Below are 17,259 nucleotides of genomic sequence, written 5' to 3' on the forward strand. Positions count from 1 at the left end.
AAATCACATCTCCGACGCCGGAACGACCCTCGGTTTTTCCGGCTTTGCTTTCACGGCCATCACCACCCCTACCACCAGCAACGCGATCCCGCAGGCCGTTAACAGCGGCGGCACGCTCTGGCGCATCAGGAAGGTATACAGCAACCCGGCCAGGGTTTCGAAGACGATCAGCGGACCTAAGATCACCGTCGGCAGCTTCTGGCTGGCAATGTTCCAGCACAGCGCGCCCACCCAGGAGCAGAGCACGGCAATGGCGATCATCAGCCCGACAAAGACCCACGGTCGCGGTCCGAAGGGCTGGGCGAAGTCCGGCTGTTGATGGCTTAACCAGATACACGCCCCAACATATCCCGCCAGTGAGACCGGCAGCGTCACCAGCGCCTGCGCCGTTGCCCACATCATTGGATGTTTTTCCGGGTTCTCCCGCAGCCAGCGCGCATTGCGCAGGGCATACCAGGCCCAGCATGCGACAGAAATAAACGCCAGGCCGATCCCCGAGCCGTAACGCCAGAGGCTGAAGTCCACCCGCCCATGACGCAGTTCGGCAATATTGACGCATACCAGACCCACGGCGGTGCAGATCAGCGCTGGCGCCATTTTTGACCACGCCAGTTTGCCATCTCGCTGGCTGTAGAGCAGGTTCGCAAAGACGGGGATGACGACCGGCAGCGTACCGATAATCATGGTCGACACCGGCGCGCCGGTACGCTGAATGGCGCTGGCGAGGCACACGTAATAGATAAGATTACCCATCATGGTCAGCGCCAGCGCGGTGCCCCAGTCCTGACGGCTAAGCTGACGCAAGCGCGCGCGTCCCAGCCACGCCAGGGGGAGGGCAATTAGCCCCAGCGCCAGATAACGTCCTGTCGACTGCAGCAGTGCCGGGTATTCGGGCACGATCAGCGGACCGACAAAAATCAGCCCCCACATCATCCCGGCCAGCAGGGCATACAACACACCACTAATCATTTTTCCATCCACATTGATTCACGTTGCGATCAGTGTAGGCGGGGCAAAGGGGGGGCGTATTGTATGAGATTGCGCATTAGCGCCGGGCGACCTGCTTCTGATAGCGCACGGGGGTAATGCCGTAGCGGCGGGTAAACGCGCGGGTTAAATGCGACTGGTCGGTCAGCCCGGTTGCGGCGGCGACTTCTGCTGCGGGCATGCCGTGCGTGAGGAACGCCTTGGCGCGCCACAGGCGGATGGCCATCAGCATCTGATGCGGCGTCACATGAAAATGGGCTTTGAACTGGCGCTGGAAATGATACGGGCTCAGCGAGACGACGCTGGCCAGCTCGTCCAGCGTCAGGGCGTGCATATAGTTATCGTGCAGATACTCACGCACCCGTTCGAACCGGTGTGCCCCTTCGTGAATAACCGGCGCGTGGTGGGCTAACGGCTGGAAGGTCTCAATCAGATCCAGCAGCAGCCCTTTTTGTGCCAGCGGGTCGTCCGTGTGCCACAAACCATAAATGAGTCTGCCGATTTGCTGCGAGCGCAGCGGGTCATAACGGGTCACATCGCTAAACCACCAGTGCCGGAGGCCGGTAACCTCTTCCAGCAGATCGGGTTCGATGTACACCATCCGGTAGCGCCAGCCGTCTTCGGTGGCGGATTCACCGGTATGGATCTCGTCCGGGTTCATGGTCACAACGGATTTTTCAGGGGCGAGATGCTGGGTGCCGCGATAGCGAAAACGCTCGGCACCGGTTTCAATGGTGCCGATTCCGAAGGCTTCGTGAGTGTGAGGCTCAAAGGCATAGCGGGAAATATGCGCGTGATAGAGTTCGATGCCCGGCACCTGCGCCAGATGGCGAAAGCGCGCGTGGTCTCTCTCATCAATGAACTGTTCCGGTACGCCTTGCACGGGGAGCCTCCTCATGGGTCATCTCTCCATTATCAAAGATGACCCGAGGGGATGCCACAAAAAATAACCAGTTCTTAACAATTACAGGATGGCTTTGACGCTCTCCGCCAGCGGCGTGGTCGGGCGGCCGATCAGTTTGCTCAGGGTACGGCTGTCGTCGTACAGGCCGCCTTTTGACGCGCCCACATCGGAGTCCGCCAGCATATCCGCCAGCCCTGCCGGCAGACCAACCCCCTTCAGCGCGGCGGCAAAATCCGCCTCACTGAGGTTCTGATAGGTGACCGGCTTCCCGCTCTGTTTGCTGAGCTCAGCCGCCAGTTCGCTCAGCGTCCAGCCGTGGTCGCCCGCCAGTTCGTAGACCTTGCCCGCATGACCCTCTTCAGCAATCACTTTGGCCGCCGCTGCGGCATAGTCTGCACGGGTGGCAGAGGCAATCTTGCCGTCACCGGCTGCACCAATAAAGACGCCATGCTCCAGTGCAGGCGGCGCGCTTGCCAGATAGTTTTCGGTATACCAGCCGTTGCGCAGCAGGGCATAAGGAATGCCGGACGCCGCCAGTGCGTTTTCCGTTGCAACGTGCTCAACGTGCAGACCCAGCGGAGAGGTGTCCGCATGCAGCAGGCTGGTGTAGGCGATAAATTTCACGCCAGCGGCTTTGGCGGCGTTAATCACGTTCTGGTGCTGTGTCGCGCGCTGGCCGACTTCGCTGGACGAGATCAGCAGCAGCTTATCCACGCCATTCAGCGCAGCGGTGAAGGCGGCTTCGTCGGTGTAGTCAGCCTGACGCACTACAATCCCCTGCTGGCTCAAGGCTTGCGCTTTCGCCGGGTTACGTACGATGGCTACAATCTGGCCGGCCAGGACGGCTTTTAGCAGTTGTTCGATAACAAGATGGCCAAGCTGGCCGGTAGCGCCGGTAATCGCGATCATGATGAATCTCCTTCGTGTTTGTCTGGTGTTGTGGCACACTAGCACCATAGCTAACTTTTAGTAAGTACGTACAAAAAGGTAAGTATGAAAACAACGATCCCGACGCTCAGCGAACAAATGCGCGATGGCAATCTTTTTGCGGAACAGTGTCCTTCGCGGGAGGTACTCAAACACGTGACCAGCCGCTGGGGGGTACTGATTCTGCTGGCCCTGCGCGAGGGAACGCACCGCTTTAGCGATCTGCGCCGTAAAATGGGCGGCGTAAGTGAAAAGATGCTGTCCCAGTCACTCCAGGCGCTGGAGATGGACGGGTTTGTCGATCGCGTGTCGTATCCGGTTGTGCCGCCGCACGTAGAGTATAGCCTGACGCCGCTTGGCGTAGAGGTGAGCGAGAAAGTCGCCGCGCTGGCGGACTGGATCGAGGTGAATACGCCGAAGGTGATGGCGAATCGGGACGAGCGTGCGGCGTAAAAGGCGGGAATGTGCGGCCTGATGCCCTCACCCTGACCCTCTCCCACAGGGAGAGGGAAGTTTTTCTTTTACTTGCTCAGGTCAAGCTGATAAATGGCGAACCCAATATCATCCGTCGCCACCTGTTGCATCGGATACTGCGCCTTATCCTTAATAAACGCGGCTGCCTTATCGGACGGTGAGGTTTCAACGCGGATGTCCAGTGGCGTCGCGCTGTGGATCGGCGCCAGACGCCAGTTGTTATCCACCGCCGGGTGAATTTCTCCACGCTTTTTCGACTCCGCGCCGATCCAGGCGGCCAGCACCGCGCGGTTTTCGTCAGGCGAGGCAAAGGCGATGTGGCTGTCCCCCGTACCGGCAAACTTGCCGCCGTAGGCGCGATAGTTATTGGTCACCACCAGGAAGATGGCTTTAGGATCAATGGCTTTGCCGTTGAAGGTCAGGTTTTTGATGCGCTCTGCCTGCGGGTTAATCGCCTGACACTCGCCGTCATATTTTGCCGGCTGGGTCACGTCAATCTGGTAATTCACGCCGTCGATCACGTCGAAGTTGTAGGTGCGAAAACCGTCCCAGTTAATCAGCGACTGCGGCTTACTGCTGTGCGGATCAATCTGGTTAAACTGCCCGGCGGAGCACTCCAGCCACTCTTTTACCTCCTGACCGGTCGCTTTAACCACCACCAGCGTGTTCGGGTAGAGATAGAGATCGGCGGCGTTACGGAAGGTCAACTGGCCCTTTTCAACCTCCACATAGCTTGCCGGATCGTTCTTACGCCCGCCCACTTTGAACGGTGCCGCGGCGGACAGGACCGGCAGTTTTGCCAGATCCGGATCGCCCTGAATAAAGTGTTCGGCATAGGCTTTCTGCGCCATGTTGACCACCTGGACGGTCGGGTCATCCTGCACCAGCGCCAGGAAGCTGTACATATTGTCGGCGGATTTGCCGATCGGTTTGCTGACGAATTCACGGGTGGCGTCGTGATCGTGCTTCAGCACGTCGACCAGCTTTTTATCTTCCGCCGCCAGTGACTTTTTCGCTGCCGCGTCGTAAATCGGGCGCGCTTCAGCTTTTGACTGCGTGACCTTCCAGCTGCCGCCGTCGTTATTCAGCACCAGATCCACCACGCCGAGATGGTCGCCCCACATGCCTGGCATCACCGATGGCACGCCGTTGAGCGTCCCTTTCTCAATGTCCGCTCCTTTGATGCTGGCAAAATCGTTGCCCGGGAAGACCGCGTGAGCGTGACCGAAAAGGATCGCGTCGACGCCCGGAACTTCACTCAGGTAGTACACGGAGTTTTCTGCCATGGCCTGGTACGGATCGGCCGAGAGGCCGGAATGGGCGACCACGACAACCAAATCCGCCCCTTTCTCGCGCATCTCCGGCACGTATTTACGCGCGGTCTCGGTAATGTCGTTAACGGTGACTTTGCCGCTGAGATTCGCCTTATCCCACGTCATGATTTGCGGCGGCACAAAACCGATGTAGCCGATTTTCAGCGTCTGCTTGTTACCGTCCTGGTCGACCACCTCTGTCTCTTTAATCAGGTAAGGGGTAAAGAGCGGTTTTTGGGTCTTAACATCGATGATATTGGCGTTAACGTACGGGAATTTGGCCCCTGCCAGCGCATCATGTAGGTATTTCAGGCCGTAGTTGAATTCGTGGTTGCCGAGGTTGCCGACGGTGTAGTCCAGCGTGTTCATCGCTTTATACACAGGGTGGATCTCGCCTTTTTTCAGTCCCTTCGCCGCCATGTAATCGCCGAGCGGGCTGCCCTGAATGAGATCGCCGTTGTCGACCAGCACGCTGTTTTTCACTTCACCGCGCGCGGCGTTGATCAAACTTGCCGTACGTACCAGACCGAATTTTTCCGTCGGGGTATCTTTGTAGTAATCGAAGTCCATCATGTTGCTGTGCAGGTCGGTTGTTTCCAGAATACGCAGATCAACCGTCGCCGCCTGCACGCTCGCTGCAATCAACGTCGCCAGGAGCGTTGCGCTAAACTTAATCATCAGAGGAGTCCTTTTTTCGATCCAGGCCACAAAAGAGTATGTATCTATAACGTGTTGCTTACAGAAATGTGAATCCTGACAGAAAAAAGTAACCTGAAACCGGAATTGCTTCACAGATAGCGGAATTGTTCACATTACGATATAACTAAAACAAAGAGTTAACCTCACTGCGTTAACAAAGAGGTGGAAAATGCTAGATAAGATTTGTCAGCTCGCACGGGATGCGGGGGAAGCCATCATGCAGGTGTATGACGGTAGTGAACCCATGGAGGTTGTCAGTAAAGCAGATGACTCTCCGGTCACGGCAGCGGATATCGCGGCGCATAAGGTGATCCTGCAGGGTTTACAGGCCTTAACGCCGGACATCCCTGTGCTCTCTGAAGAAGCGCCGCAAAGCTGGGAAGAGCGTCAGCACTGGCAGCGTTACTGGCTGGTAGACCCACTGGACGGGACGAAAGAGTTCATCAAGCGCAACGGTGAGTTCACCGTCAACATTGCCCTGATCGAGAAAGGCAAAGCGGTGCTGGGCGTGGTCTACGCGCCGGTGTTAAAAGTGATGTACAGCGCCGCAGACGGGAAGGCCTGGAAGGAAGAGTGCGGCGTACGTAAGCAGATCCAGGTGCGCGATGCGCGTCCACCGCTGGTGGTGATTAGCCGTTCGCACAGCGACAGCGAGCTGCAGGAGTATCTGCAACAGCTGGGTGAACACCAGACCACCTCGATTGGCTCATCGCTGAAATTCTGCCTGGTGGCGGAGGGGCATGCGCAGCTGTACCCCCGCTTTGGGCCAACCAACATCTGGGATACCGCGGCCGGGCATGCCGTGGCCGCGGCTGCCGGGGCGCATGTTCATGACTGGCAGGGCAAACCGCTGGACTACACCCCGCGCGAATCGTTCCTCAACCCCGGCTTCCGCGTCTCTATTTATTGAGCCAGCAGCTTATGCAGCAGGTCGACAACCTGCTGCACCTCTTCCTGAGTCAATGCCCCGTCTTTTACCCACTCTACGCGGCCCTCTTTATCCAGCACGATAATCGCAGAGCTCTCTTCCTCAAGCTGCCATGCCTTACGCGTCACGCCGTTGCTGTCGACGATAAACTGCGACCACGGGTAGAGCTTTTTATTGCTCTCAAGGCTTGAGCGCACAAACATGCCAGAGCCTGGAATGGCGTCATCGGTATTCACAATGGTGGTGGTCTGGTAGCGGTCATGAGGGAATTTTGCGGCTTTGATCGCTTCCACGAGGTTGGCATTTTTCTCTTTTGCAGATGTACGACCGGCAATATGTTGTACAACTCTCACTTTGCCCGCGAGCTGCGCGCTATTCCAGGGTTTATAGCTAAACTTATCATTGTCGAGAATCAATTCTCCCCGGTCAGCAATGCCGACTGGCGGTACACGTTGTCCTTTTTCAATGTTGTGAGCGCAAGCCCACAGAGGCAGCAGCAGGCAAGCTGCGGCAAGGATAGTACGTAGGGTCATGGCGTTTCCTTATTGTTTGCAGGTGATCCGACCACTTGGTCATGCGCTTTTAATGATAAGTGCGATCAATGTGGTTTTCCCGCAATCGCGATGCCAGTTTGCGGGTCAACGCACATATCCACGAAAAAACGACGGCTTATACTGCCCTCAGTGGCGGTTTGCAAAGATTATTCTGAATAATTGTAATCAAACGGTAAATAAACTTATGCACACTGGGTAACAACGTAGTTCTGGTCTATAGTCATTGGGCATTAAAATTTGCGCTCAGGACAGTCGGGCCGATTGTGGCACCGCAAGAGCGTATGATTCGCAGGAGATACAAGAATGAAAATTTTCCAACGCTACAACCCGCTTCAGGTGGCGAAGTACGTGAAGATCCTGTTCCGTGGACGGTTGTATATCAAGGATGTTGGCGCTTTTGAGTTTGATAAGGGCAAGATCCTTGTCCCAAAAGTGAAGGACAAACAGCACCTGTCTGTGATGTCCGAAGTCAACCGTCAGGTTATGCGTCTGCAAACTGAGATGGCTTAACCAACGTGCTATGCAGTAGTTAAATAAACGGCTCCCGATGGGAGCCGTTGATGTTTGTGGGGAAGAAACCTTACGCCGACACCTTCTCTTCCGCATCTGGCAACTTCGGTACCAGCACGGTCGGTTTGTTATCGATACGCGTCACCAGCAGCTGGTCGATGCGGTAGTTATCAATATCCACCACCTCAAACTTGTAGCCGGAGAACTTCACCGAGTCGGTACGTTTTGGGATTTTACGCAGCATAAACATCATAAAGCCGCCGATGGTCTCGTAATTTCCGGACTGCGGGAACTCGTCGATATCCAGCACGCGCATCACGTCTTCAATCGGTGTGCCGCCATCAATCAGCCATGAGTTATCGTCACGCTGAACAATCTGCTCTTCCAGCCCCTGACCAACCAGGTCGCCCATCAGGGTGGTCATGACGTCATTGAGGGTAATGATACCCACCACCAGAGCGTATTCGTTCATGATCACCGCGAAGTCTTCCCCGGCGGTTTTAAAGCTTTCCAGCGCTTCTGAAAGCGTCAGGGTGTCCGGCACAATCAGGGTATTGCGGATCTGCACGCCGCTGTTGAGCGCCAGGCTCTGGTTCGCCAGCACGCGGTTCAGCAGATCTTTCGAGTCGACGTAACCGATGATATGGTCGATGTCTTCATTACAGACCAGGAACTTAGAGTGCGGATGCTGCGCCACTTTGTTCTTCAGGCTCTGCTCATCTTCATGTAAATCGAACCAGATAATGCTTTCACGGCCCGTCATGGAAGAGGGAACGGTACGGGATTCCAGTTCGAATACGTTCTCAATCAGCTCGTGTTCCTGCTTACGCAGCACCCCGGCCAGCGCACCGGCTTCCACGACCGCATAAATGTCGTCAGAAGTGATGTCGTCTTTACGCACCATTGGCAGTTTAAAGATGCGGAAAATCACGTTCGCCAGGCCGTTGAAGAACCACACCAGCGGACGAAACACGTACAGACAGAAGCGCATCGGGTTGATGATACGCAAAGCTACAGCTTCTGGCGCAATCATACCGATGCGTTTCGGGGTCAGGTCAGCGAAGAGGATGAACAGCCCGGTCACCAGCGAGAAGGAGAGAATAAAGCTCAACTGCTCGGCCAGTTCGGCAGACATGTACTGCACAAAGAGGCTATAAAATGCCGGGGAAAACGCCGCATCGCCCACGATACCGCCCAGGATGGCGACCGCGTTCAGGCCAATTTGCACCACGGTGAAGAACGTACCGGGGTTCTCCTGCATTTTGAGAATGCGGGAGGCGTTGATATTGCCTTCGTCAGCAAGCAGCTTCAGTTTGATTTTACGGGACGCGGCCAGCGAGATCTCCGATATCGAGAAAAATGCACTGACGGCAATAAGACAAAGTATTACTAAAATACTGTTTAACATAGTTTATCCGGCTTCTCGCCAGATCCTCAGAAGGGGAGTTGATACCATTTGTGTGGAAACACATTGAACGTCAGCTCGTAGCGTTGAGCCGATTATTTCAGCGGGTAGTATAGCGTAAAGAGATGTAAATCTGCCAGAGGTCACATTTTGACGCTTAAGTACCGATAAGTGTTGTGTTTGGGAATTGATGGGAACCATTCTCATTTTAAGAGGGTTTTCATGCAATCTTTACCAGATCATTATCCAATCTTTATACAGCAAAATGTGCGTTTTTTAGACAGGACAGCTTCCTCTGAACGCTCTTTTATGTGGCAGCGTAGATTAACTGGGAAACTTCTCGGATCAGTGTACGGACTCATGACAAAACTGTTGTTCAGTATCGCGACAGAAAGCTCAATTAGGTCTTTATAAGTCTCTTCCCGCTAACGGCGAATACGAAAAATGTTTCTAAAGTCCAGAGATAAGTAAGCAATAGATCGTTAATGTCGATCACTAAGACCAACCGTGTGGTATCGGGGCTGTATGTGCCAGCCAGCGTATAGGTTGCTCGATCAATCTCAATAACTGTTTGTACTGGCACAAGGTAGCGAAAGCAATCATGTGTAATGGCAATTGCATGATATGTAAATACTTTCTGTTTTATGTATTTGTGGCAAAAGCATGAGGTTAATAGTTCAATCTCTGTACAAAACCGTAATGTTCATGTGAGAATTAGAGTCTAAAAAAACAACACGAGAACAGGACGTTATGACCAAAAAGATTCATTTTTATGCACCTGGTACAAACGATTACATCAGCCCAACTTTACTTTTCTCAGTTGCCCGGATGACGGTAAATGATGACGGGATTCAGTGGTTAGAGACTCAGTGGGTTGGCGGTGGCAATTTTCAGGGGATGGCTCTTTACACTTCGATTCTTGATGCGGCAATTGCTGCTGAAGTACTGAATCAGGCAGAAACCCTGTCGGAATGGAAGGTTTACCCATTCTCTGATCTGAACATTACAGAAATGATGATTAACACGAAAGCCCATAAATCACATTACGACATGATGCTTGTGTTTGGGTTCTCAATCGACGATTTCAGAAACCTTATACTGCAATCTGATCTATACCGAACTCTGCAATTCCCTGAATCATTCCCAATCGGTGAAGGCTTAGATCCCATCACAAACAAGGTAATCCTGAAATTCGATGAATCTCTGTTCGAGGGGATGAATGGTTACTGGCATGAAGAGTTTCCCAGCTACTGTGAATCAATGGAGATCCTGAACTCTCAACCTCTCAACTTCATAAAAGAACATGCCCAGAATGCTGTATCAACGGCACTTGTCACCGCAACACCGATGTTCAGCCCGGCAACGCAATACTGTGTATCCACCTATTCCATTGAAAAGCAAATGTGGATCGTATCTTCTCTGGCAGTGAATGGTTCTAAACCTGCTAACAAACTTCATTAAGGATGATTCTATGGCTACTGGTCATTTTCTGAGGATTGGCGACAAAACAACGTGCGGCGGTAGTATTCTTTCAGGTTCCCCAAATCACAGCTTTGGAGGGATTGCGACCGCGAGAAATGGCGATTCTGTCTCTTGTGGTAAAGATGGCAAGGTATACCATATCGCAGGTGGTATCCCCACTTACTCGATTCATGGAGTTGCCGCAGCAGGTACTTTGCATAGCCGCAGTACATGCCCCTGTAACGCAAGTTTCATTTCGTCATTCCCAAATGCTTCCTATTGGGTCGAGGAGAAGAAAGCTGTTAAGGCTGTCCCTGTAGTTACTGCCGCCCCTTTAGCTGCTCCTGTACCAACAAAAGCGGAAGAACCCGTACAGCACGCCCAGACAGCTAAAAAACCACATAAGGAAGAAACTAAACGTGAACCAGTAGATGCTGGCTTTTGTGTACTTCCTTACGGTGCTGAAACTGGAGCCTACGAAAGATATCTATTCGAGAGTGAACCGCCAGCAGGAACACGCGAACTTTACCGTTCACTTAATGGAGAAGGTAAGCAATACAAAGCTGGTTCTATCCTGCTTGTTGTTGATCCAGAAAAACAGGACAGTGATCAGATCGCACATATGCAGGCCGCTAAACAACGTATTGATACAGCATTAGAACCGCTTACGCATAAAGAGGCTAACTTCTTACACGATCACTATGCAACAATAGCTAACTTTAGCAACATCGCCGATAAAGGAATCGGGCTTGCTGCTGAACCTGTTGGGAAGTATTTCGAAAATATAGAAAAAATCCTGAAAGAAATTCAGGAAACGTACAAGAATACATACATCACAAGAGGGGCTTTGATCGGTGAGCAGTTCTATGTAAGACGTGCTCAACTATTCAAGGAACTTGATCATGTACTTAAAGTCGGCTTCCTTAATAAAGGTATGAAACTTGGTGAGTACAACAACTTAAAAAGTGCTCTTGGTTTATCAACTAAATCGATAACTCATAAATGGAATGAAACGGGAATAAGTGATATTGATGGCTACGCTACACATATAGAGCGAGCGGCAAAATATGTAGCAGCTATGCGATATGTTGGTTATGTCGGGATCGGCTTTAGTGCTTTGCATTCTATCAATGAAATAAATGAGGCTTGTTCTGTTGGTCGTGAAAGCGAATGTACTAAAAAGAAATACACGGAAATAGGTAGCTTTGCAGGGGGGCTTGCTGGTAGTTATGCTGGCGGTGCTGCTGGTGTTGGCCTCTGTTCTGTCATTTTGGGGGCTTTAACAATAGAAGCTGCCGGAGCAGGTGCATTAGCTTGTGGTGTAATTCTTGGTACTGGTGGTGGGTATGTCGGCGGAGACTATCTCTCAGACAAAGGTGAAGAGTATGGTGAAATAATTTATAACACAGTAGGAAAATGATGAAAATTGTATCTGCTATCATATTCATATTGTTTGTCTTATCGACAATTGTAGCATGTGCATATTCGGTCACGAAGAATAAACAACACCTTTTATTGTGCGATATTTTTAAAGAACGATTTGGATACGTACCCGCAGGTATAATCCTTGCCCAGGCTGGGGGGATATTCTTAGCTTTTCAAAAAGATATGTACTTCATCTTCCCATTTGCTTTTAAAAAGGGAAGTTTTCCGGTGAGAAATATGAACCCCGAACATTATGATTTCATCAAAAATTTACCTAAAGAGGAAGTATCGTGGCTAAAAATCAAGTTCACTCTTTTCTTAATAATGATTGTTCTGTTTTGTACAACCATCATAACATCTTACTTATTTCTCTAAGTCTATTTTATAAAGCCGCTAAAGCGGCTTTTCTTGTCCGTGAATACGAAAGTGATTAGGTTATTGGTCTTTAGAGCACAAAATAATCAAATCCCAGGCCTCCCGATTTCTGGCAAAAAACTTAAGTAATCTTTTACTCAGGAAAAAGTACAGTCCGTTTTTTTTCGCCTGATTTAAAATCTCGTTCACCTGATCAATTTCTACCCCGCCGACAAAATGCCGTGTACTCAGATCTCCGTACTGAACTTTCCACTAACCCTGTATTGACTAAAAAACGATCGGTAAAGAATCTCTTTAGGGTAGAGCGTAAAGAGATGTAAATCTGCCAGAGGTCACATTTTTGGCATAAAACAGACCGGACAGCGGGCGCAGTCCGGTACATCGCGTTATTTCACGGTAGACAGGCGGACATCGCCAACCGCCCGGCGTGTCGCATCGCCGCCCCAGACCTGATCATACTCATAGCCGGTGAGCTGTTTGATCACCACGCGCGTCCTGGCGTCGCAGTCGCGGTAATCTCCGCCGAGCTTACGGCGCGCAATCTCTTTGAGGAGCAGCTTATGCGTCTCGCGGGTGAGCTTAAACATGTAGGTAGTGAAGAAGCTGACCGCCAGCAGGGCTGACGTCGCGAAAATCATCAGACCCATTATCGCCCCCAGCGCGCTTTCAGGCTGCGCGCCGCTGCCTTTCACAAAACCGGCCTCCTGCAGCACCAGGCCAATAATCATGATGGCCATCGCCACGGTGCTTTTGCGGGTCAGGACCATGACGCCGGCAAAAATGCCTTCGCGGCGCTGCTGCGTCACTATCTCGTCGATATCCGGAATGAAGCTGTAGATGTTCCACGGAATGTAATAGAGGCCTGAGCGGGCGGCACCGAGCAGGATAAAGACCGCCGAGAACAGCAGCGTCGGCACCTGGGTTTTGGTCAGGTAGATCGCAAACAGGAAAGCCAGCACCAGGAAAATGCAGCTGTAGGAGAGGCGTAACGCGGCGGAAGGGGTAATATTCAACCTGTTCAGCAACAACATAAATCCATACGTGCCGGGTACCGAGGCGAATGCCGCAATGCTCAGCCAGCCCGACACCGCCGCCGCATCCTGGCTCAGACAATAAACGACATAATAGGTAAAGACCGACCCGAATACGTCCATCGCCGTAAAGGAAAAGATATAAATAATAATATGCAGGCGAAACGCGCGGATCCGGAAAGAGGAAAAGAGATCCAGCACCAGATATTTCAGGTGATTGAGTATCCCGCTGCTGCGATGCTTCTCCACTTTAAACGTGGATTCCTGTTGCACATCCTTCGCTTCCCAGGTGATGTACCAGGTAATAAATACTGCGATGCAGAATACACAGGAGAAGATCAGCCCGGTGAGGGTATAGGTAAACGGATTATCTTTCCCTGTGAACTGCATAATCACGCCGGGAACGGAAACCGCAAGAAAACCACCCAACTGGGAACAGATCATCCGCACGCCGGAGAGGCGGCTACGCTCCTCATACCGATTTGTCATCTCTGCCGCCAGGGTTTCCCAGGGCACCAGCACCATCGCCGACAGCAGCTCAATCGAAAGATATGTGCCCAGGTAATACCAGTAACCCATATCCGTTAACCACAGCAGAGCATATAAAAACATTAACGGTGAACTGAGTAATAAAAAGAAGCGGCGACGACCAAATTTACGCCCGAGCCAGGTGTCGCCGAAATTATCGGTGATATACCCCATAATCGGACTTAATAACGCATCGATAACGCGGGCAATCGCGAATATAGACCCCGCTTCAATCACCGAGAGGCCGCAATAGGTGGTGTAAAAAAATAACAGCCAGGTGCCGATAATGGCGAAAGCGCCGCCGCCAAAAAGATCGGTTATGCCGTAGCCGAGCGCCACGCCATAACCCACTCTACGTTCAGTTGGTTTGACCATAATAATATCCAGTGTAGGGTAGCTATAAACCCATATTTGGGTCGTTTTTTTATTTACTGCTGGAATACAAATTACGTTCTAGTTGTTGATCTCTATCCATTGCCTTAATTGAGATGAGCGGTAAATAGCCTCCACAAGAGTGAGTGATTTTCCGGCTTCACGGATGTCGGTGTAGTCCGCGTAGCCCGGGTGGGTAATCGCGTGATAGAAACGGCGGATCGCCTGCTGATGCCCGAGCCCCCAGTAACTTTTGACCGAGCCATCCGGGGAGCCGTCGCTCGCGAGGGTAACGCGCTCCCCCGACGTCACACGCCAGAGCGCGTTGTCGTTCAGCAGCAGCGAGCCCCGCTCACAGTGGATCTCCATCAGGAGCGGGGAATCGGTGGTATTGCAGTTGCTGGCGTAAAACAGGCCACGCGCGCCGTTGGCAAAGTGCAGGGTGGCCATCGCGCTGTCTTCGCCTTCGGTTACCGCCGCCAGCTCACCGCTATCCACCACGCCTTTCACACGCGTCACCCCGCCGGCGAACCACTGCATCAGGTCGAGGGTATGAATGGCCTGGTTGATCAGCAGGCTGCCACCTTCCGTTGCCAGCCGCCCGCGCCAGGGACTTTCGGTGTAATACGTCCCCGAGCGTGACCATGTCAGCACCGCTTTGATGCTGAGCATTTTCCCCAGTTCGCTATCGTCCAGCGCCTGGCGAATGCGCAGGCTGGTGGGGTTATAGCGGTTCTGATAACACACGCCGAGCAGGCCCGATGCCTGTTCCGCGGCGCGGGTGATATCCACCAGTTCACTGCGGTTCATGCCCACCGGTTTTTCGCAGAACACATGCTTCCCGGCGGCGAGCGCCGCCAGGATCATGGGCTTATGCTCGACATGCGGCGTGCAGATATGCACCACGTCGATGGCGTCATCCAGCAGCATTTCCCGGTAATCCTGATAAAAGCGGCACTGATAGCCCATTGCCAGCTTCAGCCCTTTCACGCTTTCGGTATCGACCAGCGCGCGCAGCGCGACCCCGGGGATCTGGCGCAATGCATTGATATGGCAAATGTGGATCGCCCCGGCACCGATCACCGCCGTGTTCAGGATCGTCATTGTCGCCTCCCGTTATTTTGTCGCGTTGGCCAGCATCTGTGCCTTCACGCAAAGCTCCGCCGCCTTGAAGGCGTGTGCCTGGGTCATGGCGTTTTCAGTACGATGCAAACAGTCGAGGATCAGTTCGCCAAAGAACGGGAAGCCGACCTGGCCGGCGACCGGATAGCGGAACTCTCCCTCTTTATTGACGAGGTACACCACGTCCTGCTCGCCGCGGGTGAGATCGACATATTTGCGGATCTCGATATACCCGTCGGTGCCGAGCAGCGTCAGGCGGCCATCGCCCCACGTAGAAAGCCCGTCAGGGGTAAACCAGTCGCAGCGAAAATAGCCGCTGGCGCCGTTTTCCCCTTTCAACATGGCATCACCAAAATCTTCGAAGGCGGGATACTGTGGGTGTTTGACGTTGCGGACCTGGCTTGCCACCACGGAGGCGTCGTGGTTGCCGGTGTAAAAAAGGAACTGTTCAATCTGATGGCTGCCGATATCGCACAGAATCCCGCCGAAATAACGACGATCGTAGAACCAGTCCGGGCGCCCGGTGCCTTCCCGGTGCGGGCCTGTCCCCAGCGTTTGTACGACACGGCCAATGGCCCCTTGCTGCACCAGCTGTCCGGCAAAGACCGCGCTCTCCACATGCAGGCGTTCGCTGTAATACACCGCGTATTTGCGGCCCGTTTTTTCCACCATGGCTTTGGCGTCTTCCAGTTGCTCAAGGGTGGTGAGTGGCGCTTTATCCGTGAAGTAGTCCTTGCCGGCGGCCATCGTTTTCAGCCCCAGCGCGCAGCGCTCGGAGGGAATGGCGGCGCCGGCCACCAGGCGCACCTCATCGTCGGCGAGGATCTGCTCCAGCGACGCGGCAACGCGTGCCTGCGGATACTGCTGGATGAATTTATCCACTTTTGCCGGGTCAGGATCGTACACCCACTTCAGCGTGGCCCCGGCTTCAATCAGCCCGTTACTCATGCCGTAGATATGGCCGTGGTCGAGCGCGGCGGCGGCAAAGACAAATTCGCCTTCCTTCACCACCGGCTGTGGTTTACCGACCGGCGCGTAGTTCATTCCGTCATTTTTGTTCATGGTTAGAGTCCTCGATCCAGATCTTTGCCCAGAGGGATGGCGCCGACTTCACTGAAGTTGGCGACGCTTGCGGATTTTTCATAAAAACGGGGGGCGAGGCTGTTCGTCCCACCTGTGCGGTAAAACGGGTCGTCGCGCTGAATCGGCAGCGTGACCACCGTGCGGGTAATGGCGGATTTATAAATCGCGGTAATCAGCTCCAGGGAGCGTTTGCCCTGCAGACCATCGACTAACGGCGCCGTGCCGTGCCCGATGGCGTCAAGCAGATCGTTAATCTGCCCGGTGTGCAGCGTCCAGTCGAGCTTCGGCGTCTCCTGAAACACGGCGTCGAGCTGCGCTTCTCGCTGCTGGTCGTGGGTTTCCTGCGGGAAACCGTTGTCCGCACTGACGCTGGCAAAGGCCTGCCATGGCGCGGAGATGCGCGCCTTTTCACCCTGGATAATGATTTTCTGATCTTCCCCGTGGTGCACAACGGAGGCGGTCAGCTGGGTGAGCGCGCCGCTGGGGTATTTAAATATCGCGGCGCTGAGGTCCTCCACTTCGGCATTGTCGTGCGCCACGTTGGTCATCATCGCCACCACCTCGGACGGGAAGCCCAGCATCCACTGAATGGCGTCGATGTGGTGAACCGCGTGGTTAAGGGTGCAGCCGCCCCCCTCTTTTTCCCAGGTGCCGCGCCACCACAGGTCGTAGTAGCAGTGTCCGCGCCACCAGAACGAATCCACCTGGGCATGACAGATCTTGCCGGCAAGACCGGAATCCAGCGCCGCTTTCAGACGCCAGAAGGCGTCGGTAAAGCGATTCTGGGCAATGATGGAGAGGATTTTGCCACTGGCCTTTTGTGCGGCGATCATCGCGTCGCACTCCTCCAGCGAGGCGGCCATCGGTTTTTCGCACAGCACATGGCAACCGGCATTGAGGGCATCAATGCTGATCTCTGCATGGACGTAGGGCGGGGTGCAGACATCCACGATGTCAATCTCCGGCTCTGACGCCAGCATCTGCTGGTGGCTTTCATACACGCGGGCGTCCGTCAGGCCGTAGCGCGTTTTTTTCTCGTGGGCTTTTTCCGGGTAGATATCCACCAGCGCGACGATCCGACAGCGCTGGCCAAACTGCAAATAGCCCTGAATATGGTTATGCGAGATATTCCCTGTTCCCACGATAGCGACATTTAACATC

15 protein-coding genes are annotated in these 17,259 nt (G+C 53.4%); 5 read left to right on the forward strand and 10 right to left on the reverse strand.

Going from position 1 to position 17,259, the window contains the following annotated elements:
- Positions 1-3: 3 nt before the first annotated feature.
- From GM298_RS16945 to GM298_RS16955, 3 genes are all read right to left on the reverse strand, one after another.
- Complete coding sequence (locus GM298_RS16945) at positions 4-969, reverse strand: DMT family transporter (RefSeq protein WP_095450388.1); 966 nt, start codon at positions 967-969, stop codon at positions 4-6.
- 76 nt (positions 970-1,045) lie between these two features.
- Positions 1,046-1,870: an AraC family transcriptional regulator gene (locus GM298_RS16950; RefSeq protein ID WP_025758291.1), complete on the reverse strand. Its 825-nt coding sequence runs from the start codon at positions 1,868-1,870 to the stop codon at positions 1,046-1,048.
- A gap of 81 nt (positions 1,871-1,951) precedes the next feature.
- Positions 1,952-2,800, reverse strand: a complete 849-nt coding sequence (locus GM298_RS16955) for an SDR family oxidoreductase (protein WP_266154649.1) — start codon at positions 2,798-2,800, stop codon at positions 1,952-1,954.
- 84 nt (positions 2,801-2,884) lie between these two features.
- Here GM298_RS16955 and GM298_RS16960 point away from each other — a divergent pair, with 84 nt between their 5' ends.
- Positions 2,885-3,271, forward strand: a complete 387-nt coding sequence (locus tag GM298_RS16960; RefSeq protein ID WP_025758293.1) for a winged helix-turn-helix transcriptional regulator — start codon at positions 2,885-2,887, stop codon at positions 3,269-3,271.
- A 68-nt stretch (positions 3,272-3,339) separates the two neighbouring features.
- On the opposite strand, the gene GM298_RS16965 is transcribed toward GM298_RS16960, so the two are convergent.
- A complete protein-coding gene (locus GM298_RS16965) occupies positions 3,340-5,283 on the reverse strand; it encodes a bifunctional 2',3'-cyclic-nucleotide 2'-phosphodiesterase/3'-nucleotidase (RefSeq protein ID WP_262748129.1) in 1,944 nt (647 codons plus the stop codon).
- A 190-nt stretch (positions 5,284-5,473) separates the two neighbouring features.
- Here GM298_RS16965 and cysQ point away from each other — a divergent pair, with 190 nt between their 5' ends.
- Positions 5,474-6,214: a 3'(2'),5'-bisphosphate nucleotidase CysQ gene (gene cysQ, locus GM298_RS16970; RefSeq protein ID WP_095450385.1), complete on the forward strand. Its 741-nt coding sequence runs from the start codon at positions 5,474-5,476 to the stop codon at positions 6,212-6,214.
- On the opposite strand, the gene GM298_RS16975 is transcribed toward cysQ, so the two are convergent.
- The gene (locus tag GM298_RS16975) at positions 6,208-6,765 is read right to left on the reverse strand and encodes a YtfJ family protein (RefSeq protein ID WP_025758297.1); all 558 of its coding nucleotides are present in this window, start codon (positions 6,763-6,765) and stop codon (positions 6,208-6,210) included. The two genes, cysQ and GM298_RS16975, sit on opposite strands and share 7 nt — an antisense overlap.
- A 324-nt stretch (positions 6,766-7,089) precedes the next feature.
- On the opposite strand from GM298_RS16975, the gene GM298_RS16980 reads away from it, so the two are divergent.
- The gene (locus tag GM298_RS16980) at positions 7,090-7,296 is read left to right on the forward strand and encodes a DUF1107 domain-containing protein (RefSeq protein WP_008501430.1); all 207 of its coding nucleotides are present in this window, start codon (positions 7,090-7,092) and stop codon (positions 7,294-7,296) included.
- A gap of 70 nt (positions 7,297-7,366) precedes the next feature.
- On the opposite strand, the gene GM298_RS16985 is transcribed toward GM298_RS16980, so the two are convergent.
- Positions 7,367-8,704: a hemolysin family protein gene (locus GM298_RS16985; protein ID WP_025758299.1), complete on the reverse strand. Its 1,338-nt coding sequence runs from the start codon at positions 8,702-8,704 to the stop codon at positions 7,367-7,369.
- A gap of 747 nt (positions 8,705-9,451) precedes the next feature.
- Between GM298_RS16985 and GM298_RS16990 the strand changes: the two genes are divergently transcribed.
- Both GM298_RS16990 and GM298_RS16995 read left to right on the forward strand, forming a co-directional pair.
- The gene (locus GM298_RS16990; RefSeq protein ID WP_266154651.1) at positions 9,452-10,162 is read left to right on the forward strand and encodes a hypothetical protein; all 711 of its coding nucleotides are present in this window, start codon (positions 9,452-9,454) and stop codon (positions 10,160-10,162) included.
- Between the two features lie 10 nt (positions 10,163-10,172).
- Positions 10,173-11,582, forward strand: coding sequence for a PAAR domain-containing protein (locus tag GM298_RS16995; protein WP_266154653.1), 1,410 nt, complete (start codon positions 10,173-10,175; stop codon positions 11,580-11,582).
- A gap of 766 nt (positions 11,583-12,348) precedes the next feature.
- On the opposite strand, the gene GM298_RS17000 is transcribed toward GM298_RS16995, so the two are convergent.
- From GM298_RS17000 to GM298_RS17015, 4 genes are all read right to left on the reverse strand, one after another.
- Positions 12,349-13,896, reverse strand: a complete 1,548-nt coding sequence (locus GM298_RS17000) for an MFS transporter (RefSeq protein ID WP_266154654.1) — start codon at positions 13,894-13,896, stop codon at positions 12,349-12,351.
- A gap of 78 nt (positions 13,897-13,974) precedes the next feature.
- A complete protein-coding gene (locus GM298_RS17005; protein WP_266154655.1) occupies positions 13,975-14,997 on the reverse strand; it encodes a Gfo/Idh/MocA family protein in 1,023 nt (340 codons plus the stop codon).
- A gap of 12 nt (positions 14,998-15,009) precedes the next feature.
- Complete coding sequence (locus tag GM298_RS17010) at positions 15,010-16,077, reverse strand: Gfo/Idh/MocA family protein (RefSeq protein WP_266154656.1); 1,068 nt, start codon at positions 16,075-16,077, stop codon at positions 15,010-15,012.
- A gap of 2 nt (positions 16,078-16,079) precedes the next feature.
- Complete coding sequence (locus GM298_RS17015; protein ID WP_266154658.1) at positions 16,080-17,258, reverse strand: Gfo/Idh/MocA family protein; 1,179 nt, start codon at positions 17,256-17,258, stop codon at positions 16,080-16,082.
- Position 17,259: the final 1 nt, after the last annotated feature.

The sequence above is a fragment of the Enterobacter sp. HSTU-ASh6 genome, from assembly GCF_026319105.1.
GTDB lineage: Bacteria > Pseudomonadota > Gammaproteobacteria > Enterobacterales > Enterobacteriaceae > Enterobacter > Enterobacter sichuanensis.